17 protein-coding genes and 1 tRNA gene are annotated in these 24,133 nt (G+C 68.7%); 16 read left to right on the forward strand and 2 right to left on the reverse strand.

The window, feature by feature from the left end:
* The first annotated feature begins 79 nt into the window (after positions 1-79).
* The 16 genes from CEK66_RS15635 to CEK66_RS15710 all read left to right on the forward strand — a co-directional run bounded on the left by CEK66_RS15635 (position 80) and on the right by CEK66_RS15710 (position 23,368).
* Positions 80-1,111, forward strand: coding sequence for an N-acetylornithine carbamoyltransferase (locus CEK66_RS15635; protein WP_148828653.1), 1,032 nt, complete (start codon positions 80-82; stop codon positions 1,109-1,111).
* Positions 1,112-1,168: 57 nt separating this feature from the next.
* Complete coding sequence (locus tag CEK66_RS15640; protein WP_152237515.1) at positions 1,169-2,404, forward strand: argininosuccinate synthase; 1,236 nt, start codon at positions 1,169-1,171, stop codon at positions 2,402-2,404.
* Between the two features lie 186 nt (positions 2,405-2,590).
* Positions 2,591-3,043 carry a GNAT family N-acetyltransferase gene (locus CEK66_RS15645; protein ID WP_043095626.1) on the forward strand — a complete coding sequence of 151 codons (453 nt, stop codon included), beginning with the start codon at positions 2,591-2,593 and terminating at the stop codon, positions 3,041-3,043.
* Between the two features lie 6 nt (positions 3,044-3,049).
* Positions 3,050-4,147, forward strand: coding sequence for an acetylornithine deacetylase (locus CEK66_RS15650; RefSeq protein WP_152237516.1), 1,098 nt, complete (start codon positions 3,050-3,052; stop codon positions 4,145-4,147).
* A 79-nt stretch (positions 4,148-4,226) separates the two neighbouring features.
* Positions 4,227-5,543 carry an acetylglutamate kinase gene (locus tag CEK66_RS15655; RefSeq protein WP_017909775.1) on the forward strand — a complete coding sequence of 439 codons (1,317 nt, stop codon included), beginning with the start codon at positions 4,227-4,229 and terminating at the stop codon, positions 5,541-5,543.
* 26 nt (positions 5,544-5,569) lie between these two features.
* On the forward strand, positions 5,570-6,187 hold the full coding sequence (locus CEK66_RS15660) for a GNAT family protein (protein WP_152237517.1): 618 nt from the start codon (positions 5,570-5,572) through the stop codon (positions 6,185-6,187).
* A complete protein-coding gene (argC, locus tag CEK66_RS15665; protein ID WP_152237518.1) occupies positions 6,184-7,164 on the forward strand; it encodes an N-acetyl-gamma-glutamyl-phosphate reductase in 981 nt (326 codons plus the stop codon). The genes CEK66_RS15660 and argC overlap by 4 nt, the downstream gene beginning before the upstream one ends.
* Positions 7,165-7,250: 86 nt before the next feature.
* The gene (gene argH, locus CEK66_RS15670) at positions 7,251-8,549 is read left to right on the forward strand and encodes an argininosuccinate lyase (protein ID WP_152182301.1); all 1,299 of its coding nucleotides are present in this window, start codon (positions 7,251-7,253) and stop codon (positions 8,547-8,549) included.
* A gap of 127 nt (positions 8,550-8,676) precedes the next feature.
* Positions 8,677-8,934 carry a YciI family protein gene (locus tag CEK66_RS15675; protein ID WP_152237519.1) on the forward strand — a complete coding sequence of 86 codons (258 nt, stop codon included), beginning with the start codon at positions 8,677-8,679 and terminating at the stop codon, positions 8,932-8,934.
* A gap of 4 nt (positions 8,935-8,938) precedes the next feature.
* The gene (gene proB / locus CEK66_RS15680) at positions 8,939-10,120 is read left to right on the forward strand and encodes a glutamate 5-kinase (protein ID WP_152237520.1); all 1,182 of its coding nucleotides are present in this window, start codon (positions 8,939-8,941) and stop codon (positions 10,118-10,120) included.
* 150 nt (positions 10,121-10,270) lie between these two features.
* Positions 10,271-11,518, forward strand: coding sequence for a glutamate-5-semialdehyde dehydrogenase (locus tag CEK66_RS15685; protein WP_152237521.1), 1,248 nt, complete (start codon positions 10,271-10,273; stop codon positions 11,516-11,518).
* 234 nt (positions 11,519-11,752) lie between these two features.
* Positions 11,753-13,669 (forward strand): CocE/NonD family hydrolase, encoded by a 1,917-nt coding sequence (locus CEK66_RS15690; RefSeq protein WP_152237522.1) that lies wholly within the window; start codon positions 11,753-11,755, stop codon positions 13,667-13,669.
* 863 nt (positions 13,670-14,532) lie between these two features.
* Complete coding sequence (locus CEK66_RS15695) at positions 14,533-18,759, forward strand: Ig-like domain-containing protein (RefSeq protein WP_152237523.1); 4,227 nt, start codon at positions 14,533-14,535, stop codon at positions 18,757-18,759.
* Between the two features lie 101 nt (positions 18,760-18,860).
* The gene (locus CEK66_RS15700) at positions 18,861-20,033 is read left to right on the forward strand and encodes a TolC family protein (RefSeq protein ID WP_226978638.1); all 1,173 of its coding nucleotides are present in this window, start codon (positions 18,861-18,863) and stop codon (positions 20,031-20,033) included.
* The gene (locus tag CEK66_RS15705) at positions 20,023-22,191 is read left to right on the forward strand and encodes a type I secretion system permease/ATPase (RefSeq protein WP_152237525.1); all 2,169 of its coding nucleotides are present in this window, start codon (positions 20,023-20,025) and stop codon (positions 22,189-22,191) included. Before CEK66_RS15700 ends, CEK66_RS15705 begins: the two co-directional genes overlap by 11 nt.
* Complete coding sequence (locus tag CEK66_RS15710) at positions 22,184-23,368, forward strand: HlyD family efflux transporter periplasmic adaptor subunit (protein ID WP_152237526.1); 1,185 nt, start codon at positions 22,184-22,186, stop codon at positions 23,366-23,368. The genes CEK66_RS15705 and CEK66_RS15710 overlap by 8 nt, the downstream gene beginning before the upstream one ends.
* A gap of 22 nt (positions 23,369-23,390) precedes the next feature.
* On the opposite strand, the gene CEK66_RS15715 is transcribed toward CEK66_RS15710, so the two are convergent.
* Together CEK66_RS15715 and CEK66_RS15720 are read right to left on the reverse strand one after the other, a co-directional pair.
* Positions 23,391-23,720, reverse strand: coding sequence for a hypothetical protein (locus CEK66_RS15715; RefSeq protein WP_226978639.1), 330 nt, complete (start codon positions 23,718-23,720; stop codon positions 23,391-23,393).
* Positions 23,721-24,000: 280 nt separating this feature from the next.
* Positions 24,001-24,077, reverse strand: a tRNA-Pro gene (locus CEK66_RS15720).
* Between the last annotated feature and the right edge of the window lie 56 nt (positions 24,078-24,133).

A 24,133-nucleotide genomic window follows, 5' to 3' on the forward strand; every position in this document is an offset into this window, starting at 1 on the left:
AAAAGTTTCACCCGTAAAGAACCTCCCTGTAGAACGCCTCGCGCGTCCCCGCGTCCCCACCGCTGCAAAGGATCGATCGATGTCTCTGAAGCACTTCTTGAACACCCAGGACTGGAGCCGCGCCGAGCTCGACGCGCTGCTGACCCAGGCGGCGCTGTTCAAGCGCAACCGCCTCGGCAGCGAGCTGAAGGGCAAGTCGATCGCGCTGGTGTTCTTCAACCCGTCCATGCGCACCCGCACCAGCTTCGAGCTGGGCGCGTTCCAGTTGGGCGGCCACGCGGTGGTGCTGCAGCCGGGCAAGGACGCGTGGCCGATCGAGTTCGACCTGGGCACGGTGATGGACGGCGACACCGAAGAGCACATCGCCGAGGTGGCGCGGGTGCTGGGTCGCTATGTGGACCTGATCGGCGTGCGCGCGTTCCCGAAGTTCGTCGACTGGGCCAAGGACCGCGAGGACCTGGTGCTGAAGAGCTTCGCCAAATATTCGCCGGTGCCGGTGATCAACATGGAGACCATCACCCATCCCTGCCAGGAGCTGGCGCATGCGCTGGCGCTGCAGGAGCACTTCGGCACCCGCGACCTGCGCGGCAAGAAGTACGTGCTGACCTGGACCTACCATCCCAAGCCGCTGAACACCGCGGTGGCCAATTCCGCACTGACCATCGCCACCCGCCTGGGCATGGACGTGACCCTGCTGTGCCCGACCCCGGACTACGTGCTCGACGAGCGCTACATGGGCTGGGCCGCGCAGAACGTGGCCGAGAGCGGCGGTTCGCTGAGCGTCAGCCACGACATCGACAGCGCCTACGCCGGCGCCGACGTGGTCTACGCCAAGAGCTGGGGCGCGCTGCCGTTCTTCGGCAACTGGGGCCCGGAGAAGCCGATCCGCGACCAGTACCAGCACTTCATCGTCGACGAACGCAAGATGGCGCTGACCAACAACGGCGTGTTCTCGCACTGCCTGCCGCTGCGCCGCAACGTCAAGGCTACCGACGCGGTGATGGACTCGCCCAACTGCATCGCCATCGACGAAGCCGAGAACCGTCTGCATGTGCAGAAGGCGATCATGGCGGCGCTTGCTTCGCAAGCGGGAATCGGGAATCGGGAATAGAGAATCGGTACAGCAACAGCGTTAGCCCCCACTTTTACGCGTGATAAGGAAACAACCATGAGCACCGCTTCCACCAATCCCGACTCCCCAATCCCCACTCCCGGCACCAAGGACATCGTCCTCGCCTTTTCCGGTGGTCTGGACACCAGCTTCTGCATTCCCTACCTGCAGGCCAAGGGCTATGCGGTGCACACCGTGTTCGCCGACACCGGCGGCGTGGATGCCGAGGAGCGCGATTTCATCGAGAAGCGCGCCGCGGAACTGGGCGCGGCCAGCCACGTCACCGTGGACGGTGGCCCGGCGATCTGGGCCGGCTTTGTCAAGCCGTTCGTGTGGGCGGGCGAGGGCTACCAGGGCCAGTATCCGCTGCTGGTGTCGGACCGCTATCTGATCGTCGATGCCGCGCTCAAGCGCGCCGAGGAACTGGGCACCAAGACCATCGCCCACGGTTGCACCGGCATGGGCAACGACCAGGTGCGCTTCGACCTGGCGGTCAAGGCGCTGGGCGACTACGAGATCGTCGCGCCGATCCGCGAGATCCAGAAGGAACACACGCAGACCCGCGCCTACGAGCAGAAGTACCTGGAGGAGCGCGGCTTCGGCGTGCGCGCCAAGCAGCAGGCATACACCATCAACGAGAACCTGCTCGGCCTGACCATGTCCGGCGGCGAGATCGACCGCTGGGAAGCGCCGGGCGAGGGCGCCCGCGGCTGGTGCGCGCCGCGCAGCGCGTGGCCGACCGAGCCGCTGACGGTGAAGCTGAAGTTCGTGCAGGGCGAGGCGGTCGAGCTCGACGGCAAGGCGCTGCCGGGCGAACAGATCCTGGCCAGGCTCAACAAGCTGTTCGCGCCCTACGGCGTGGGCCGCGGCGTGTACACCGGCGACACCGTGATCGGCCTGAAGGGCCGCATCGTGTTCGAGGCGCCGGGCCTGGTGGCGCTGCTGGCCGCGCACCGCGCGCTGGAGGACGCGGTGCTGACCAAGCAGCAGAACCGCTTCAAGCCGGACGTGGCGCGCAAGTGGGTGGAGCTGGTCTACGAAGGCTTCTACCACGATCCGCTGAAGACCGACCTGGAGGCCTTCCTGAAGTCGTCGCAGGCGATGGTCAACGGCGAGGTGACGCTGGAGACCCGCGGCGGCCGCGTCGACGCGGTGGCGGTGAAGTCGCCGCACCTGCTCAACGCCAAGGGCGCGACCTACGCGCAGTCGGCGGACTGGGGCGTGGCCGAGGCCGAGGGCTTCATCAAGCTGTTCGGCATGAGCTCGACGCTGTACGCGCAAGTGAATCGCTGACGCTTAAAGCCCCTCTCCCCCGGGAGAGGGGTTGGGGTGAGGGTCCGGGCGAAGCCTCGCACTAGTTGGTTGCGCGAGCTTCGCCAGGATCTTCACCTGCTAGCGCGATTGGCTTCACCAGGCTTCGCTCGTACCCTCATCCGCCCCTGCGGGGCACCTTCTCCCGAGGGGAGAAGGACCTGTCTGATGGACCTCATGCACGCACTGCGCATCAGCACCGACAAGCAGGAACTGGATCTGCCGTTGATCCATCGCTTCCTCAGCGAGCAGGCCTATTGGAGCCTGGGCATCCCGCTGGACACGGTGCAGAGGGCGATCGCCGGTTCGCTGTGCTTCGGCGGCCATCTCGATGGCGTCGGGCAGGTGGCGTTCGCCCGGGTGATCACCGACGGCGCGACCTTCGCCTATCTCGCCGACGTGTTCGTGCTCGACGCCTATCGCGGCCGCGGCTACGGCAAGCAACTGGTGGCGGCGGTGATGGCACACCCCCAACTGCAAGGCCTGCGTCGCTTCATGCTCGCCACCTCCGACGCACATGCGCTGTATGCGCAGTACGGCTTCGCCGCGCCGGCGCGGCCGCAGTCGTTGATGGAAATCGCCTATCCCGATCTCTACCGCACCAGCACCACGGCAGCCTGACACACCATGACCGATCTGCTCACCTCCACGCTCGATCACCTGCAGACGCTGGTGTCCTTCGACACCCGCAATCCGCCGCGGGCGATCGGCACCGATGGCATCTTCGACTACCTCCGCACGCAGCTGCCCGGCTTCGCGGTGGAGGTGATCGACCACGGCGCCGGCGCGGTCAGCCTGTACGCGGTGCGCGGCACGCCGAAGTACCTGTTCAACGTGCACCTGGACACGGTGCCGGATTCGCCGCACTGGAGCGCCGATCCGCACGTCATGCGGCGCCTGGACGATCGCGTGGTCGGCCTGGGCGTGTGCGACATCAAGGGCGCGGCGGCGGCGCTGCTGGCCGCGGCCAATGCCGGCGACGGCGATGCCGCGTTCCTGTTCTCCAGCGACGAGGAAGCCAACGACCCGCGCTGCATCGCTGCGTTCCTGGCCCGCGGCATCGCCTACGAGGCAGTGCTGGTGGCCGAGCCGACCATGAGCGAGGCGGTGCTGGCGCACCGCGGCATCAGTTCGGTGCTGATGCGCTTCGCCGGCCGCGCCGGGCATGCCTCCGGCAAGCAGGATGCCGCGGCCAGCGCCCTGCATCAGACAATGCGCTGGGGCGGACGTGCGCTGGACCATGTGGAGTCGCTGGCGCACGCGCGCTTCGGCGGGCTGACCGGGCTGCGCTTCAACATCGGCCGGGTCGAGGGCGGGATCAAGGCCAACATGATCGCGCCGGCGGCGGAGCTGCGCTTCGGTTTCCGGCCGCTGCCGTCGATGGATGTGGATGCGTTGCTGGCGACCTTCGCCGGCTTCGCCGAGCCGGCCGCGGCGCATTTCGAGGAGACCTTCCGCGGGCCGAGCCTGCCGTCGGGAGACATTGCGCGCGCCGAGGACAAGCGCCTGGCCGCGCGCGACGTCGCCGATGCGCTGGAGCTGCCGATCGGCAACGCGGTGGACTTCTGGACCGAGGCCTCGCTGTTCTCCGCCGGCGGCTACACCGCGCTGGTCTACGGCCCGGGCGACATCGCCCAGGCGCATACCGCCGACGAGTTCGTGACGCTGGAGCAACTGCAGCGCTACGCCGCCTCGGTGCACCGCATCATCAACGGCGCGCGCTGAGCCGCGCGCCTTTCCACGTCGCCCGGACCGATCCTGCGATCGGCTCCACCCTGGATTCCTTCGGACATCGCCCCACGCCATGCACGCCAACCGCCAAACCCGCCAGACCATCGTGCGCCTGCTCTCGAGCATGGCCAGCGCGAAGGAGATCAGCCAGTACCTCAAGCGCTTCTCGCAACTGGACGCCAAGCGCTTCGCCGTGGTCAAGGTCGGCGGCGCGGTGCTGCGCGACGACCTTGAGGCGCTGACCTCCTCGCTGTCGTTCCTGCAGGAAGTGGGCCTGACTCCGATCGTGCTGCACGGCGCCGGCCCGCAGCTGGACGCGGAGCTGTCTGCCGCCGGCATCGACAAGCAGACCGTCAACGGCCTGCGGGTGACCTCGCCGGAAGCGCTGGCGATCGTGCGCCGGGTGTTCCAGGCTTCCAATCTGAAGCTGGTCGAGGCGCTGCAGCAGAACGGCGCGCGCGCCACCTCGATCACCGGCGGCGTGTTCGAGGCGCAGTACCTGGACCGCGACACCTACGGGCTGGTCGGCGAGGTCACCGCGGTGAACCTGGCACCGATCGAGGCCAGCTTGCAGGCCGGCTCGATCCCGGTCATCACCAGCCTGGGCGAGACCCCCAGCGGGCAGATCCTCAACATCAACGCCGATTTCGCCGCCAACGAACTGGTGCAGGAACTGCAGCCGTACAAGATCATCTTCCTCACCGGCACCGGCGGCCTGCTCGACGAGAAGGGCACGGTGATCGATTCGATCAACCTGTCCACCGAGTACGACCACTTGATCGCGCAGCCGTGGATTCATGGCGGCATGAAGGTCAAGATCGAGCAGATCAAGGACCTGCTGGACCGGCTGCCGCTGGAGTCGTCGGTGTCGATCACGCGCCCGGCCGACCTGGCCAAGGAGCTGTTCACCCACAAGGGCTCGGGCACCCTGGTGCGGCGCGGCGAGAAGGTGCTGCGCGCCACGGCGTGGAGCGAGCTGGACCTGCCGCGGCTGAAGACCCTGATCGAATCCAGTTTCGGCCGCACCCTGGTGCCGGACTATTTCGACACCACCAAGCTGCTGCGCGCCTACGTCAGCGAGAACTACCGCACCGCGGTGATCCTGACCGACGAGGGCGGCTACACCTATCTGGACAAGTTCGCCGTGCTCGACGACGCGCAGGGCGAGGGCCTGGGCCGCGCGGTGTGGAACGTGATGCGCGAGGAGACGCCGCAGCTGTTCTGGCGCTCGCGCCACAACAACCAGGTCAACATCTTCTACTACGCCGAGTCCGACGGCTGCTTCAAGCAGGAGAAGTGGAAGGTGTTCTGGTACGGCCTGGAGACCTTCGAGCAGATCCAGCACTGCGTGGCGCACTGCGCCACGCGCACGCCGACCCTGCAGGGTTGAGCGGAATCGTCCAGAGAACCCAGGCCATGTCCAGCATCGATCCCGAGCTTCCCGAATCCTGGCGCCAGGTGCCGACGCTGCGCGGCCGCCACGTCAGCCTGGAGCCGCTGCAGGCGGCGCATGCCGAGGGGCTGCGCGCCGCGCTGCGCGGCAGCGGCCTGGACGCGCTGTGGTTCACCAACGTGCCGGCGCCGGAGCGGGTGGACGCCTACGTCGCTGCCGCGCTGGAGGTGCAGGCGCTGGGCCGGGTGCTGCCGTTCGTGGTGCGCGATGCGCAGGGCGAGATCGTCGGCAGCACGCGTTTCTACGGCCTGGATCCACAGGTGCCGACGCTGTCGATCGGCTACACCTGGTACGCGCCGCGGGTGCAGCGCAGCGGCCTGAACACCGAGGCCAAGCTGCTGCTGCTTGGCCATGCCTTCGACACGCTCGGCTGCCTCAGCGTGGTGTTCGAGACCAGCTGGTTCAACCATGCCTCGCGCACCGCGATCGCGCGGCTGGGGGCCAAGCAGGACGGCGTGCTGCGCAACCACAAGCGCCACGCCGACGGCACCCCGCGCGACACCGTCATCTTCTCCATCATCGATACGGAATGGGCCGGGGTGAAACGCCACCTGCAGTTCCGCCTGGATTCGCACGCATGAGCACTTCCATTCATTCCATCGGCATCGTCGGCGCCCGTGGCCACACCGGCGCCGAACTGATCCGCCTGATCGCCGCGCATCCACAGTTGCGGCTGGCCTTCCTGTCTTCGCGCGAGCTGGACGGGCAGCGCGTCGATGCGCACCACGACGCTTACGAAGGCGAGTTGCGCTACGAGAATCTCGACCCGGACGCGGTGGCGGCCAAGCGCGCCGACGTGGTGGTGCTGGCGCTGCCCAACGGCAAGGCCGCGCCCTACGTGGCGGCGCTGGATGCGGCGGTCGCCGCCGGTGCGCCCGACCCGATCGTGGTCGATCTGTCCGCGGACTACCGCTTCGATCCGGCCTGGTACTACGGCCTGCCGGAACTGACCCGCGCCGGCTATGCCGGACAGCGCCGCATCAGCAATCCGGGCTGCTACGCCACCGCGATGCAGCTGGCGATCGCGCCGCTGCGCGAGCAACTCGCCGGGCCGCCGCAGTGCTTCGGCGTGTCCGGCTATTCCGGTGCCGGCACCACGCCGTCGGACAAGAACAACCCGGCGCTGCTGCACGACAACCTGATGCCGTACGCGTTGACCGATCATATGCACGAGCGCGAGGTGTCCGCGCAGCTCGGCGTGCCGGTGGAATTCATGCCGCACGTGGCGCCGCATTTCCGCGGCATCACCATGACCGTGAACCTGTGGCTGCAGCAGCCGCTCAAGCTGGAGGCGGTGCAGCAGCTGTATCGCACGCGCTACGCCGGTGAGCCGCTGATCGAGGTGATCGACGAGGCACCCTGGGTCAGCCGCATCGCCGGCCGTCACGGCGTGCAGCTCGGCGGCTTCACCCTGGCCCCGGGCAACAAGCGGCTGGTGCTGGTGGCCACGCTCGACAACCTGCTCAAGGGCGCCGCGACGCAGGCGATGCAGAACCTCAACCTGGCGCTGGGCGTGGACGAACTGACCTCGATTCCCCGGATGGACACGCCGGCGTAGGGCGCCACCTCAGCACGGCATCCATCACCGCCGCAGCGCGCCGCTTCCCGAATCCCCAATCCCCATTCCCCAATCCCGGCTCTCCAATGACCAATCTCCTCTGGCAAAAACCCGGTGTCGCCGTCGACACGCAGATCCAGGCCTTCCTGGCCGGCGACGACGTGCTCCTGGACCGCGAGTTCTTCCTGCACGACATCGCCGCCAGCGGCGCGCACGCCGAAGGCCTGCAGCGCATCGGCATCCTGTCCGCCGACGAACTGGCCGGGCTGCAGCGCGAGCTGGCGGTGCTGGCCGAGGATTTCCGCAGCGGCGCGTTCGTGCTGGATGCGCGCTTCGAGGACGGCCACTCGGCGATCGAGGCGCGGCTGACCGAACGCCTGGGCGATGCCGGGCGCAAGATCCACACCGGACGCAGCCGCAACGACCAGATCCTGGTGGCCACCCGGCTGTGGCTGAAGGACAAGCTGGCGCGGCTGGCGCAACTGAGCGCGGAGATCGCCAAGGTGGCGCTGGACCGCGCGCGGGCCGAGCGCGACCTGCCGGTGCCCGGCTACACCCACATCCAGCGCGCCGTGGTGTCCTCGGCGGGCATGTGGTGGGCGGGCTGGGCCGAGGCCTTCATCGACGACGCGCTGCGCGCCCGCGACACCCTGCGCCTGGTCGACTGCAATCCGCTGGGCACCGCCGCCGGCTACGGCGTCAACCTGCCGCTGGACCGTGCGCACACCACCGCCGCGCTGGGCTTCGCGCGCCTGCAGGTCAGCCCGATCTACGCGCAGCTCTCGCGCGGCAAGTTCGAGATGGCCGCGCTGGAAGCGCTGGGCAGCGCCACCCTGGACCTGCGCCGACTGGCCTGGGACCTGTCGCTGTTCACCAGCGGCGAGTTCGGCTTCGTCGCGTTGCCGGCGCAGTACACCACCGGCAGCTCGATCATGCCCAACAAGCGCAACCCCGACGTGATCGAGCTGATGCGCGCCACCCACGCCAGCGTGGCCGCCGCGCGTACCGAGATCGAACAGTTGTTGTCGCTGCCGTCCGGTTATCACCGCGACCTGCAGAGCAGCAAGGGCGCGATCTTCCACGGCTTCGGCCGCGGCCTGGCCGCGCTGGAGCTGCTGCCGGCGCTGCTGGCCAACCTGGAGTGGCGCGAGGACAGGCTGCGCGCGGCGATCGATTCGGGCATGTACGCCACCGACGTGGCGGTGGAAGCCGCAGTGGCCGGTGTGCCGTTCCGCGAGGCCTATCAGGCCGCCGCCGCATCCGCCGACAGCGCAGGGCAGGGGCGCACGCCGGAAGGCAGCCTGGCCGCGCGGGTCTCGCCGGGCGCCGCTGCCGATCTGCGCCTGGACGAGCTGCAGGCGCGTTGGCGCGCGCTGGACGCTTGATTGCCTGTGGGAGGGCTTCAACCGCGACGCCTCGGCGCTATAACGCGTCGGGGCTGAAGCCTCTCCCACAAAAAGCGTTCGCTGCGACGCCGAACATGCAAACCGATTGCAGAAGGAACACCGTACGATGAAGCACTACCTGGTCCTGGCGATGCGCAAACCGAGCTTCGACGAGCGCGTGGTCGCGCCGCATCAGGACTTCCTCGACGACCTGCGCGCACGCGGCCTGCTGGCGCTGACCGGCGGTTTCAGCGATCGCAGCGGCGGCGCCTACCTGCTGCAGGGCGTGGACGACCTGGCGCAGGCGCAGGCGATCGTCGCCGCCGATCCGCTGGCGATCCACGGCAGCTCCGACCTCACCGTCTACGAATGGAACACGCGCTGATCCCATGACCTCGCAGACGCCATCGCCCTTCGTCGAACAACGCCTGCCGCCGTGGCGGCGCGCGGTGCTCAAGGTCGGCAGCAGCCTGTTGGCCGCCGACGGCGGCGGGCTGACCCCGCGCTTCGCGCTGGGCCTGGCGCAGTTCGTCTCGGCCAACCTGGCGGCCGGGCGCGAACTGGTGATCGTGTCCTCCGGCGCGGTCGCCGCCGGGCGCGCCATCGTGCCCAAGGCCGCCGAGGCCGGTGCGGCGCTGGCGGCACGGCAGGCGCTGGCCGCGCTCGGCCAGGCGCAGTTGATCGCGCTGTGGCAGCGCTTCTTCGAGCGGCCGGTGGCGCAGGTGCTGCTGACCCACGACGACCTGCGCAACCGTCGCCGCTACCTCAATGCGCGCGCCACGCTGGGCGAACTGTTGCGGCTGGGCGCGCTGCCGGTGGTGAACGAGAACGACACCGTCTCGGTGGACGAACTCAAGCTCGGCGACAACGACAATCTGGCCGCGATCGTCGCCGCCCTGGTCGATGCCGATGCGCTGTTCATCGCCACCGATATCGACGGCCTGTACACCGCCGACCCGCGCCGCGACCCGCAGGCACAACCGCTGCACGAGGTGCAGGAACTGAGCGCGGCGGTGCTGGCCATGGCCGGCGGCAGCGGCAGCGGCGTGGGCACCGGCGGCATGCGCACCAAGCTGGAGGCCGCGGCCAAGGCCGGCGCCGCCGGCATCGAGACCTATCTGTTCAACGGCCGCAGCGCCGAGGTGCTGCGCGGCCTGGCCCAGGACAGCCTGCGCGGCACCCGCATCCATGCCGCGCGCACCCGCATCGCTGCGCGGAAGTACTGGCTGCGTCACGTGCCGGTGGAACCGGGAGCGATCCTGATCGATGCTGGCGCTGCCGCCGCGCTGCTCGACAAGGGCGCCTCGCTGCTGCCGGGCGGCGTGGCCGGTGCTGTGGGCGAGTTCCGCCGCGGCGACATGGTGGAGGTGCGCCTGCGCGACGCGGCCGGGGAACGCTGCCTGGCGCGCGGGGTCAGCCAGTACGCGGCGGTGGACATCCGCCGCATCGCCGGCCGCCACTCGCGCGACATCGAGGCGATCCTGGGCTACAACTACGGCGAGAACGTGATCCATCGCGACGATCTGGTGGTGGTGCGGGAATCGGGAGTCGGCAATGGGGAGTCGGCGTAACTGCGTCGAGCCCCGCACCAGCCGCGACGGCGCCGCGGATTCTGCTCCAATGTGCGCGCCGCCTTTCATTTCCCAACGTAGCGCCTAGCCTTTTCGAATCCCGAATCCCGAATCCCGAATCCCGAATCCCGAATCCACCGGAGCCGCCCAATGACCTCCATCCGCACCCAGGCCCTGCACTGCCGCGATGCCGCGCAAGCGCTGGCGCAGTTGTCGTCGCCGGCCAAACAGGCGCTGCTGGAGGCGATGGCGGCGGCGCTGGAGGCGGATGCCGAAGCGATCCTCGCCGCCAATGCGCGCGATCTGGAGGCGGCGCGGGCCAAGGAGGTCGGCAGCGCGATGCTCGATCGGCTGGCGCTGGACCGCAAACGCCTGGACGGCATCGCCGCGGCGCTGCGCGAGGTGGCGGGCCTGCCCGACCCGGTGGGGCAGGTAACCCGCGACGACGTGCGCCCCAACGGCATCCGCGTGCAGAAGATCCGCGTGCCGCTGGGCGTGGTGGCGATGATCTACGAGGCGCGCCCCAACGTTACCGCCGACGCCGCGGCGCTGTGCATCAAGGCCGGCAACGGGGTGATCCTGCGCGGCGGCTCCGAGGCGATCCACTCCAATACCGCCATCGCCGCATCACTGCGCCGGGCGCTTCGCGCCGCCGGCATCGGCGAGGCCGCGTTGACCCTGGTCGAGGATCTGCGCCGCGAGACCATGCTGGAGCTGCTGCAGCTGAACGACATCGTCGACCTGGCGATCCCGCGCGGCGGCGAGGGCCTGATCCGCTTCGTCGCCGAACATGCGCGGGTGCCGGTGATCAAGCACTACAAGGGCGTGTGCCATCTGTTCGTCGACGCCTCGGCCGACCTGGCGCTGGCGGCGAAGCTGCTCATCGACGGCAAGACCACGCGGCCGGCCGCCTGCAATTCGCTGGAAACGCTGCTGGTGCACGCCGACGTGGCCGCGCGCTTTCTGCCGCTGGCGGCGCAGGCGCTGCGTGCACGCGGTGTCGCCCTGCGCGGCGATGCCGCCACCCGCGCGCTGCTGCCGGACATCGACCCTGCCAGCGACGACGACTACGCCGCCGAGTACCTGGACCTGATCCTGGCGGTCGCGGTGGTGCCCGACCTGGACGCCGCGATCGCGCATATCCGCCGCTACGGCTCGGATCACACCGAAGTCATCGCCACCGCGGATGCGGCCAAAGCGGAGGCCTTCGTGCAGGCGCTGCGCGCGGCGGTGGTGATGGTCAACGCCTCCTCGCGCTTCTCCGACGGCGGCGAACTGGGCCTGGGCGCGGAGATCGGCATCTCCACCACGCGCCTGCACGCCTACGGCCCGATGGGCCTGGAAGCGCTGACCGTGGAGCGCTTCGTGGTGCGCGGCGAAGGCCAGGTGCGGCACTGAGGCGCTGCGATCCTGGTCGGTCGGGCGCCTGAGCTGCCTGGCAAGGGAGTGATCTGCGTCGCGTCGGTGGAGCTGGGGCAGGGCAGCCACCTGAGCTGATTGGCATGGCGTGCCTGCGCGCTCGCGTGCCCGCGGCGCCAACGGCGAGGGTCGGCGACCCAGCCTTTGTCACTTGCCGAGTGAGGCGCCGTCGCCTAGCGTCGCGGATTCGCCTCCTTTCGGGATCCAATGCCCATGCGCCGCCTCGCTCCCTGCCTGCTCGCCGCTGCCGTCGCCCTCGCCACCACCGGCACCGCGTTCGCCCAGACCGCGCCGATGACCCCGGACATCACCGGCAAGCCCTTCGTCGCGCCGACCGCGGCCAACGACTACGTCAAGCGCGAGGTGATGATCCCGATGCGCGACGGGGTCAAGCTGCACACGGTGATCGTGCTGCCCAAGGGCGCGCACGGCGCGCCGATGCTGCTGACCCGCACGCCCTACGACGCCAGCGGCCGTGCCAGCCGGCTGGCCTCGCCGCACATGCGCGATCTGCTGCCGCAGGGCGACGAGGTGTTCGTCGACGGCGGCTACATCCGCGTGTTCCAGGATATCCGTGGCAAATACGGCTCGGAGGGCGACTACGTGGTGACCCGGCCGCTGCGCGGGCCGCTCAACCCGACCAAGGTCGACCATGCCACCGACGCCTGGGACACCATCGACTGGCTGGTCAAGCACGTGCCCGAATCCAACGGCAAGGTCGGCATGATCGGCTCGTCCTACGAGGGCTTCACCGTGGTGATGGCGCTGGCCGATCCGCATCCGGCGCTGAAGGTGGCCGCGCCGGAAAGCCCGATGATCGACGGCTGGATGGGCGACGACTGGCTCAACTACGGCGCCTTCCGCCAGGTCAACCTGGACTACTTCACCGGCCAGATGACCCGGCGCGGCAAGGGCGAGGGCATTCCGCGCCAGGGCTACGACGACTACAGCAATTTCCTGCGCGCCGGCTCGGCCGGCGATTACGCCAAGGCCGCCGGGCTGGAGCAGTTGCCGTGGTGGCGCAAGCTCACCGAGCACCCGGCCTACGATGCGTTCTGGCAGGAGCAGGCGCTGGACAAGGTGATGGCGCGCACCCCGCTGAAGGTGCCGACGATGTGGCTGCAGGGGCTGTGGGACCAGGAAGACATGTGGGGCGCGATCCACAGCTACGAGGCGATGGAGCCGCGCGACACCGGCAACGACAAGAACTACCTGGTGATGGGGCCGTGGCGGCACAGTCAGGTCAACTACGAGGGCGCCTCGCTGGGCGCGCTGCAGTTCGACGGCGACACCGCGCTGCAGTTCCGCCGCGACGTGCTCAAGCCGTTCTTCGATCAGTACCTGGTCGACGGCGCGCCCAAGGCCGACACGCCGCCGGTGCTGATCTACGATACCGGCGCCAACCACTGGGACCGCCTGCAGCGCTGGCCGCTGAGCTGCGCGCAGGGCTGCCCGGCGCAGAGCAAGCCGCTGTACCTGGAGGCCGGCGGCCGCGTCTCGTTCGAGGCGCCCCAGGCCGGGCAGGGCGAGTACACCGAGTACGTGTCCGACCCGGCCAAGCCGGTGCCGTTCGTGCCGCGCCCGGTTGTTTTCGGCGACCGCGACATGTGGACCACCTGGCTGGTGCACGACCAGCGCTTCGTCGACGGCCGCCCGGACGTGCTGACCTTCGTCAGCGAACCGCTGCAGGCACCGCTGCGCATCGCCGGCGCGCCGCAGGTGAACCTGCAGGCCTCCACCAGCGGCAGCGACAGCGACTGGGTGGTGAAGCTGATCGACGTGTACCCGGACCAGATGGCCTCCGAACCGAAGCTGGGCGGCTACGAGCTGCCGGTGTCGCTGGCGATCTTCCGCGGCCGCTACCGCGAAAGCTTCGAGCATCCGGCGCCCCTCACTCCGAACCAGCCGCTGGCCTACCGCTTCGGCCTGCCGACGGCCAATCACACCTTCGAGCGCGGCCACCGGGTGATGGTGCAGGTGCAGTCGAGCCTGTTCCCGCTGTACGACCGCAATCCGCAGACCTACGTGCCCAACATCTACTTCGCCAAGCCCGGCGATTACCAGAAGGCGACGCAGCGGATCTGGCACACGCCGCAGCAGGCCAGTTTCATCAGTTTGCCGGTGTACTGAGCCAGAGAGTGCCGCACCGGCGGCGCGCGACGCCACGCGTCGCGCTGCCGACCGTCCAGGTTCGGTGGGCCGATCGTCATGACAGGGCCGGGCGCTGCGCAGGCGCGCTGGCCGCATGGTGTCGCCTGCGCCTGTCGATGCAATCGTTTGCCGGCGCGGTTCGGCGAACGCAGCCGATGGAGGGACGCACGCAGCCGCGCAGAACCGGGCCATGCCGGTGGCGTCATTTTTTTATTGCTTTGCGCAATAACCTTGAAAAACCCGCAGCGGGCTTTGTGAAAAAAGCGTCGCTGGAGTGTGGTGCTAAACACAGTTGTGTCACGTATTTGTGCCGATTTATTGCCCATGTGTGTCGTCGTTGGCAAAGATCGGTGCGTGCAAACGGAAGGGGGGACCGCGTAACGCCAGTTCTTTGGCGGGTATGCGGCACGATCGATCCGGACCTGAAGGTGGCACCTCGCAATGCAGGCGAGGCATGTCGGCGCAGAGTCACTGCACATGGTGTTGCCGTCCTGCCGTTCGAACTGTTTTGCTTTCACAAGGAGTGCCCGTGATGTCATTGGACACCGCCCGTTTGTCTCGTTCGCCCCGTCACGTGGCCCAGCGCCGCCGCCGGCCTCATCCCCGGGTTTCTCCCTCGCAACGACCCCGACGCTAGCTGCGTCCACCCCGACGTGGCGCGCGGCAGTGCGTGCGCTGCGTTGCTTGATCACCGATCCAAAGCTTGTCGTGGACCGATAGGGCCGCGTAGGTGAGGTGTTGCCTGCGCATCGGCCGGCACGGCGCCCAGGCGCGTCGATTGCCCCAGGCCATCGGCTCACGCTCGCCCGCTTCCGCCCATCCTCGCGAAAGGAGTGTTCGTCATGAGTATCCAGGTCAAGGTTGTCCCGCACGATGCGGACCCCGCGCGCGCCCAGGCTATCCCGCTGCCATCAGACGGTGTAGTTCATCTGGATCAGCCCAGTCGTGTGGTGCTTGACATGCCGCCTGATGCTATCGCGGCGTACACGCGTGAGGGCGATGATCTGATCGTGCGGATGAAAAGCGGCGAAATGCTGCGCGTTGCCCACTTCTTTGATCCAGCCCCTGAACCAAGCCAATTGTTCCTGACTCAGGAAGAGCGTCTGGTTGCGGTGCAGTTCTCCGGCACTGGCGAAGCAGGCGCATTGCTGGGCACATATGCGCCATTGAGTGTCGAGGCAGGATTCGAGTCACTGACTGCGGCGGGCATAGGCGCATCATCTGGCGGCCTCCTCGGGCCATTGCTGCTGGCTGGCGGGGTAGCGGCGGGCGCTGGCGCACTGGGCAGCATGAGCAAGCAGGACGACAGCAACCTGATCGCGCAGCCGCCGGCCTCGCCGCCCCCAGCGTCGCCCGTGCCGCCAGCGGCCGCCAGCAACTTGCGCATCGCGGAGAACGGCTTGCAGTTGACCGGAGCCGCGCAGGCTGGTGCCTGGGTACACGTCGACACCGATGGCGACGGACAGGTGGACCATATCGTGATGACCGAAAGCAGTGGCACCTTCATTGTTGCCCTGCCTACTCCGTTGATCGATGGAGAAATGGTCTCGGTCGTGGTGATCGATCAGGTGGGCAATACCAGCCCGCCGGCGATGGTGCAGGCGCCGGACGTCACCCCGCCCGGTGCGGCCGGCAATCTGCAAGTGGCGCCCGATGGCAGCAGCCTCACCGGCACGGCGGAGGCAGGCGCGACGGTGGGTGTGGATACCAATGGCGATGGCGTGCCGGACGTGACCGCCGTGGTCGGCAGCGACGGCACCTTCACGGTACCGCTGCAGCCGCCACTCACCAATGGCGAACCGCTGACGGTGGTGGTGACCGACACGGCCGGCAACATCGGCCCCGGCGCCAGCGTCAACGCGCCCGACACCACGCCGCCGGCGGCGGCCGGCAATCTGCAGGTCTCGGCCGATGGCGGCAGCCTCACCGGCACCGCGGAGGCGGGCGCCACAGTGGGCGTGGATACCAATGGCGACGGCGTGCCGGACGTCACGGCCGTGGTCGGCAGCGATGGCACCTTCACCGTGCCCTTGCAGCCGCCGCTGACCGATGGCGAGACCCTGACCGTGGTGGTGACCGATCCGGGCGGCAACACCAGTCCGCCGGCCAGCGTGCAGGCGCCGGATCTGCTGGCGGCACCGGTCATCGACGCCAGCAACGGCAGCGTCATCGCCGGTACCTCGGAAGCGGGTGCGACCATCACCCTGACCGACGGCAATGGCGCACCGATCGGCCAGGCCATCGTCGATGCGTCCGGCAACTGGAGCTTCACCCCGGCCACACCGCTGGCGGACGGCACGGTGATCACGGCAGTCGCCAGCAATGCCGCCGGCACGGTCAGTCCGCCGGCGACCACCACGGTGGACGCGGTGGCACCCGCGGCACCGGTGCTGCAGCCGAGCAACGGCACGGTGATCGTCGGTACCGCCGAGGCGGGGGCGACGGTGACGGTGACCGACGGCAACGGCACGCTGATCGGACAGACCACTGCCGATGGCGCGGGCAACTGGAGCGTGACCCCGGGCGCCGCGTTGCCCGATGGCACCGTGGTCAACGTCGTGGCCACCGATGCGACCGGCAACGTCAGTCCGCCGGCGACGACCACGGTGGATGCGCTGGCGCCGGCGGCGCCGGTGCTGCAGCCGAGCAATGGCACGGCGATCGTTGGTACTGCCGAAGCGGGTGCGACGGTCACCGTCACAGATGGCAATGGCAACTTGATCGGGCAGACGACGGCCGATGGCGCCGGCAACTGGAGCGTGACCCCGGGCGCCGCGTTGCCGGATGGCACGGTGGTGAATGCTGTGGCCACCGACGCGGCCGGCAATGCCAGCCCGCCGGCCTCCGCCACGGTCGATGCGCTGGCACCGGCGGCGCCGGTGCTGCAGCCGAGCAACGGCACGGCGATCGTTGGTACTGCCGAAGCGGGTGCGACGGTCACCGTCACAGATGGCAATGGCAACTTGATCGGGCAGACGACGGCCGATGGCGCCGGCAACTGGAGCGTCACACCGGGCACGGCCTTGCCGAACGGCACGGTGGTAAATGCCGTGGCGACCGATGCGGCCGGCAATGCCAGCCCGCCGGCGTCCACCACGGTCGATGCGCTGGCACCGGCCGCGCCGGTGCTGCAGCCGAGCAATGGCACGGCGATTGTCGGTACGGCGGAGGCGGGTGCGACCGTCACGGGGACCGACGGCAACGGCACGCTGATCGGGCAGACCACCGCCGATGGCGCCGGCAACTGGAGCGTCACACCGGGCACGGCCTTGCCGAACGGCACGGTGGTAAATGCCGTGGCCACCGATGCCGCCGGCAATGTCAGTCCTCCGGCGACCACCACGGTGGATGCGCTGGCACCGGCGGCACCGCTGGTCACGATCAGCCTGGACGGCAGCCTGCTCACCGGCACCGCCGAAGCCAACGCGCAACTGCGTGTGGTGGTGAACGGCGATACCGCCAATCCACTGTTGATCCAGGCCGATGGCAATGGCGCCTTCAGCCTGCCGCTGGTGCCGGCGCTGGTGATCGGGCAGGCACTGTCGGTGGTGGCGGTCGATGCCGCCGGCAACGTCAGCCCGCCCGCACTGCTCACTGCCCCGGATCTGTCGCCGCCGCTGCTCAGCGTGCCCGAGGCCGGCGATACCTGGATCAACGCTGCGGAAATCGGCGACGGCATCCAGGTGGTGGTGCAACTGCGGCCGAACATGCTGGTCGGCCAGGTGGTCACCGTGCATTTCGCCGGCCAGAACGGTTACGTGGTGGATGTCCCGCATACGCTCACCAGCGGCGACCTCGCTGCCGGCAACGTGGTGGTCTCGGTGCTGCCGCCGAGCGGCGGCGCCGCGTTGCCGCAGGGCGCCGCGACGGTCACCGCCGATCTCAACGGGGGCCCGGCCTCGTCCTCGGTCGGCTTCACCATCGATACGATCCCGCCGGCCACTCCGGTGCTGTCGCTGGTCGCTAATCTGCTGACGATTTCCAGCGAACCGGGCACTGCACTGACGGTCAACGTCAATGTGGGCGGCGTGCAGGCCACGGCCACGCTGACGGCCGACAACAGCGGCCTGGCCTCGCTGGATCTGCTCACCGGCCTGGATATCGGCCTGAGCTGGTCGCAGTTGTTGAACGCGCAGGTGTCCGTGGTGGGCGCCGATCCGGCGGGCAACACCAGTTCGGTCGCCTCGCTGGGGGTTGGCGCCAACATCGCGCAGCCGCTGACGCTGGGCGACTTCGGGGTGGACTTCGCATTGCTGCCGGCGACCTTCGGATTCAGCGGCAACGCCGACCCCAATGTCAGCCTGGCGATCCGCGTCATCACTCCGGCGCTCAATGTCGAACTCACGCCCATCCAGGCCGACGCCAATGGTGACTTCGCCTTGAACCTGCTCAGTCCCAGCGTCCTGAGCCAACTCGGGCTCACCGCGTCCGGCGTGCTCAACCTTGGCGCGCAGGTCGCCTTCGAAGTGGTCGCCACCGACACGCTGGGCAACGACAGTGCGCGCTATGGCATCAGCCTGTCCGGTAGCGGCGCGGCCCTGAGCATCGGCACCATCAGCGTGAACGGCACCGGCGGCATCGACATCCTGTCCGGCGCCGACGGCAGCAGCGAGCGCATCCTCGCCGGCGACGGCAGCGACCTGATCTTCAACATCGGCAGCGGCGATCAGGTGTTGGCCGGCAATGGCGACGACACCATCCAGATCACCGCGACCAACTTCACCAGCATCGACGGTGGCGCCGGCTTCGATACGGTGCTGTTCGCCAACGGCATCGACCTTGACTACAACGCGGCAGGCGTGGGCACGCTGTCCAACATCGAGCGTATCGACCTGGGCAAGGGCGACTCCGGAAGTACCCTGACCCTGACCGCGTCGGAGGTGCTGGCGATCACCGACGGCAACGATACCTTGCAGATCACCGGCGACAGCGCGGATGTGCTCAACGTCGTCGGTGCCGTCGACAGCGGCACAACACAGGCGATCGATGGCATCACCTACCACGTCTACAGCTTCGGCAGCGCCACGTTGCTGGTGGAGGACAACACGCTTGCGGTGGTGACGGCCTGATGGGGGAGACCTGCACGCACGGCCGGCGCGTGCGCCGGCCTGGCCGGGCGGCCAGCGCCTGCGTCTGGCTGTTGCTGGCGGTACCGCCAGGTGCCTTCGCCATGTCGCTGGCCCAGGCGGTGCAACAAGGCCTGAGCAGCGAGCCGCAACTGCGCGCGGCGATGGCCGAGGCGGCACGTGCCGCCACCGACGTGCGCATCGCACGCAGCGGCTACTACCCGGCGTTGTCGGTGGGCGCCGGGCCCAAGGCAATGGATCCCGGCGAGGTGGTCTATGACGTCAACCTCTCGCAGATGCTGTACGACTGGGGCCGTGTGTCGAGCAGGGTCGCGGCGGCACGGGCGCAGCAGCGTGGGCAGGACGCCGGGGTGGAGGTCGCCGCCGACGATGCCGCGCTGGCGATCGTGGACGTGTACCTGGACGTACTGCTGGCGCAGCAGCGGCTGCAGGCGGTGCAGGCGCATCTGCAACGCCTGCAGGCCATCGCCGACCTCAGCGAAGCGCGCAGCGGTGGCTACGCCGATCGCAGCGAACTGGAGCGCACGCGGCTGGAACTGGCGCGCGGGCAGGACCAGTTGGCGTCCGAGCAGGGCACGCTGCAGGAGGTACGCAATCAGTTCCTGCTGCTGGTTGGCACGGAGGCCGAGGGTCTGCTCGAACCGGATCTGCCGGACCTGCCGCAACTGGCGCCGGCGCAGCTGCCGCGGACGGTGGACGCTTCGCCCTTGCTGCGCAAGGCCAACGAACAGGTGCGTGCCGCCGAAGCGGAAGTGCGCGAGGCCCGCGCGGCGTTGAAGCCGCAACTGAATCTGGAAGCCGCCGCGCTGCGCCGCGACGTCGGCGGGCGCCTGCAGAACGATTCGACCATTTCGCTGCGTCTGAGCATGGACGTCTTTCAGGGCATGTCGACGTTCCTGCGCCCGCAGGCCGCCCGGCAGCGCCTAGAAGCGGCGCAGTGGAACGTGGATGCCGTGCGCCGCGAGATCCTGCGCACCGTGCAGACGCTGGCCGATGCCGGCGATGCGCTGCGCGGGCGCGAGCAGGCACTGCTGCAACAGGCGCAGCAGGCGGTGGAGGTGGCCGAGCTCTACCGCGAGCAGTTGAGCGTGGGCCGGCGCGAGGTGATCGAACTGCTCAACGTACAGCGCGAGCGGCTGGAGGCCGAACGCCAGTTGATCGCGTTGCGGATCGAACGTAAGCGCCTGCGCTACCGTGCCGCGGCGCAGGTCGGGGCGTTGCAGGCCATGTTCCGGGAGAGCGCCCATGCAGGTTGAGGACAATTCGGCGGTGTCGATCGGCGCCCCGCAGGCAGCGGACGTGGATGGCCTGCGGCCTGGCCTGTTGTTGCTGTGCCAGCGCCTGGGGCGGCCGTTGACCGATGCCGAACTGGTGGATGGCATTGCGCTGGATCAGGGGCGACTGCCCTTGCGGTTGGTCCCCCGGGCACTGCGCCGTGCCGATCTCAATGCCGACGTGCTGGACTATCCGCTCGCGGGGATGGACGCCTATCTGCTGCCCGCGCTGCTGTTGCTGCACGATGGTCGCACCCTGCTGCTGGAGGCGATCGAGTCGGAGAATGCTCGGGTGCTGCTGCCGCATGCCAGTGGCGGCGAGCAGACCATGCCGCTGTCCGAACTGGAGCGGCTGTACAGCGGCTCGGCGGTATTCGCCAAACCGCGCTTTCGCGACGATGGACGCATCGGCGGCTATGCCGGCAGCGACGCGGAGCACTGGTTCTACGGCCCGCTGACGAAGTTGTGGCGCTCTTACGCCGAAGTGGCGACGGCGGCGATGGTCGCCAACCTGCTGGCGATCGCCACCGCGCTGTTCGCAATGCAGGTCTACGACCGCGTGGTGCCCAACGCGGCCTTCGATACCTTGTGGATCCTCGCCAGCGGCGTGGTCCTGGCGATCGTGCTGGAAGGCGTGTTGCGCACCCTGCGCGGGCAGTTGCTGGCGGTGCTGGGCAAGCGCCTGGACCTGCAGTTGTCCACGCTGCTGTTCTCGCGCGTGCTGGCCATGCGCATGGCGGCCAAACCGGGGTCGATGGGGGCCTTCAGTACGCAGGTCCGCGAGTTCGAGTCGGTGCGCGAGTTCTACACCACGTCCAGCGCAGCGCTGATCAGCGATTTGCCGTTCGTGGCGATCTTCCTGGCCATCATCGCCTTGATCGGCGGCCACGTGGTGTGGGTGCCGCTGGTCGCCTGCGTGTTGATGGTGCTGCCCGGGCTGCTGGCGCAGCGCCTGCTCGGCGCGCTGTCGCGGCAGAACCTGCGCGAGGGCGCGATGAAGAACGGCCTGCTGCTGGAGGCGTTCGAGCATCTGGAATCGATCAAGGCCGCGCGTGCCGAGGGTCGCTGCCAGGGCCTGTGGGAGGGGCTGACAGCGCAACTGGCGGCCTCGGCGATGAAGACCCATTCGCTGACTACCGCGCTCAGCTATGCCGCCTCGGTGGTGCAGCAGCTGGCCTACGTCGGTGTGGTGGTGTTCGGCGTCTATCGGATCCAGCAGGGCGAGATGACCGTCGGTGCGCTGGTGGCCTGCTCGCTGCTGGCCGCGCGCGCGATCGCACCGCTCGGGCAGGCGGCCGCGGTGCTGGGGCGCTGGCAGCATACCCGGGTGGCGATGGAGGGGTTGGACCAGCTGCTGGGCGCAGCGCAGGAACGGCCGGCCGGCAAACGCTTCGTGCACAAGCTGCTGCTGAAGGGCGACTATCGCCTGGATGCGGTGACGCTGCGCCATGGCGATCAGCCGCCGGCGCTGGACGTGCAGGCGCTGCGAATCGGCGCCGGCGAGCGCGTGGCGTTGCTAGGCGGCAACGGCGCCGGCAAGTCCACCCTGTTGCGCCTGCTGGCGGGCCTGGTCGACGCGCAATCGGGGCGGCTACTGCTCGACGACGTCGCGATCGCGCAGATCGACCCGGCCGACCGCATGCGCAACATCGGCTACCTGCCGCAGGACGTGGCCCTGTTCCACGGCAGCCTGCGCGACAACCTCAACCTGCACGGCGCGGCGCTGGGCGACGACGAGCTGTACGCGGCGTTGGACGGGGTGGGGCTGGGGGCATTCGTGCGCGCGCATCCCTTCGGCCTGGACCTGCCGATACAGGGCAACACCAGTCTTTCCGGCGGACAGCGACAGGCGCTGGGCCTGGCGCGGCTGCTGCTGCAGGATCCCGGCGTGGTGCTGCTCGACGAACCCACCGCGGCGTTCGACCAGCACAGCGAGCAGTTGGTCATCGCCTACCTGCAGCGCTGGCTGGGCACGCGCACGCTGGTGCTGAGCACGCACAAGCGCAGCATGCTCGAACTGACCCGGCGTGCCGTGGTGCTGCGGCAAGGACGCGTGGTGGTGGATGGACCGGTGGAGCAGGTGCTGCAGGGCAGCCGGGTACAGGTGCCGGCGCCGGCACTGGCGGGCGGCCATGGCTGAGCGCACCTCGATCGCGCTGCGGCGGCGGCTGGGCGATCCGCTGCTGGCCTCCACCCATCCGCTGTACCGGCCATTGTTGTGGACCGTGTTGGCGACAGTGGCGATCTTCCTGGCCTGGGCGGCCTGGGCCGAGCTGGACGAGGTGACCCGTGGCGATGGCCGCGTGGTGCCCTACAGCCGCATGCAGAAGATCCAGAGCCTGGAGGGCGGGATCCTTGACCGGCTGCTGGTGCAGGAAGGCGAGCTGGTCAAGCCGGGACAGCCGCTGGTGCGCCTGGAACGCACCCACTTCCTGACCAACTATCAGGAGTCGGTCAACCAGGAGCAGGTGCTGCATGCGGCGATCGCGCGCCTGGACGCCGAAGTGTTGGGCAAGGACCGCATCGCGTTCCCCGAGCAGGTCGCCTCCAATCAGGCTTTGCAGCGTTCCGAGCGCGACCTGTTCGAGTCGCGCCGCAGCAAGCTGGCCGAAGGCAGCCAGGCGATCCAGCGGCAGATCCGCCTGGCCCAGGATCAGTTGAACATCGTGCGGCCGCTGGTGGCCAGGGGCGCGGTCAGCCAGGTCGAGGCGCTCAAGCTCAGCCAGGACATCGCCACCTTGCAGGGCCGGCTCGGCGAGCTGCGCAACAGCTACTTCCAGGAGGCGTATACCGAACTGGCCAAGCGCAAGGCGGATCTCGGTGCACTGGAGCCGATCGTGCGCCAGCGCCACGACCAGTTGCGCCGCACCGAGATCCTGTCGCCGGTGCGTGGACGGGTCAACACCGTGCTGATCAATACACGCGGCGGCGTGATCCCGCCGGGCGAGCCGATCATGGAGATCATTCCGGTGGAGGAGCGGCTGCTGGTGGAGGCGCGGATCAAACCGCGCGACGTGGCGTTCCTGGTGCCGGGTATGGGGGCGCGGGTCAAGATCACCGCCTACGACTACACGATCTACGGCGAGCTCAACGGCACGGTCGAGCAGATCAGCGCCGACACCATCGAGGAGCAGACCCCGCATGGGAAGGAGTCGTTCTACCAGGTGCTGATCCGCACCGACGGCAGCCAGTTGCGCCGCGGTGGCGAAGCGCTGCCGATCATCCCGGGCATGGTGGCCGAGGTCGACATCCTGACCGGCAAGCGCAGCGTGCTGAACTACCTGCTGCGGCCGCTGTTGAAGGCGCGGTTGCGCTGAGCGCGGCCGTAGTCAGTGCCGATCAGCTGTGCGATTCGACCAGCGAGAGCGTGCATGTTTCGCCTGGAGCGGATTGCCAATACTCGAAGCGCGAGAGCTTCTTGCCCGAGGTCTGCGCGGCGAGCAGGCTCGCATAGGCGGCCTTGCCGAACTCGTCGCCGAGGTTGAGGTAGACGATGTCGAACTTGCAGGTGGTGGAGAGCGCATCCTTGACGCTGAAGTAGGCAGTCGCGCCGCCCTGTACGCCCTGCACGCCGAGTCGGTCCACCTGCTTGTCGGTTTCGGTCACCGCGGCTGCGGGCGTGCAGTAGAGCGCGATCAGTGAGAGACAGAGCGTCGCTTGCAGTTTCATGGTGTCGTGTCCGTTTGTCTGAGTCGTGAGCGTCGAAACGGACATGCCCGCCGCCTCGTCTTCGGCGCGTGTCGTCGCCGAAGACGCAGGTCGTGATGCATGCGCCGGTTCCCCGTCGCCATTGTGGCGAGGCGCCGGACCCGGGCGTCAAGGCCAGGTTGCTTCGAGAAGACGGAGGCGGGCGGCGGCGGGGGTGGCCGCGCTGCGTGGCCGCACCGGATTGCAGACACAAAAAAACCCGGAAAACTGTGGTTTTCCAGGCTTCTTGTGACCTTGAAACTGGTCGGGGAGACAGGATTCGAACCTGCGACCTCTACGTCCCGAACGTAGCGCTCTACCAGACTGAGCTACACCCCGAAGGAGCCGCACATGATACGGAGGTCTTCCGCATTCGGCAAGCGCCTTTGCAAAAA

Origin of the sequence: Xanthomonas sp. LMG 12460, from assembly GCF_009192895.1 — a bacterium.
GTDB classification, from domain to species: domain Bacteria; phylum Pseudomonadota; class Gammaproteobacteria; order Xanthomonadales; family Xanthomonadaceae; genus Xanthomonas_A; species Xanthomonas_A sontii.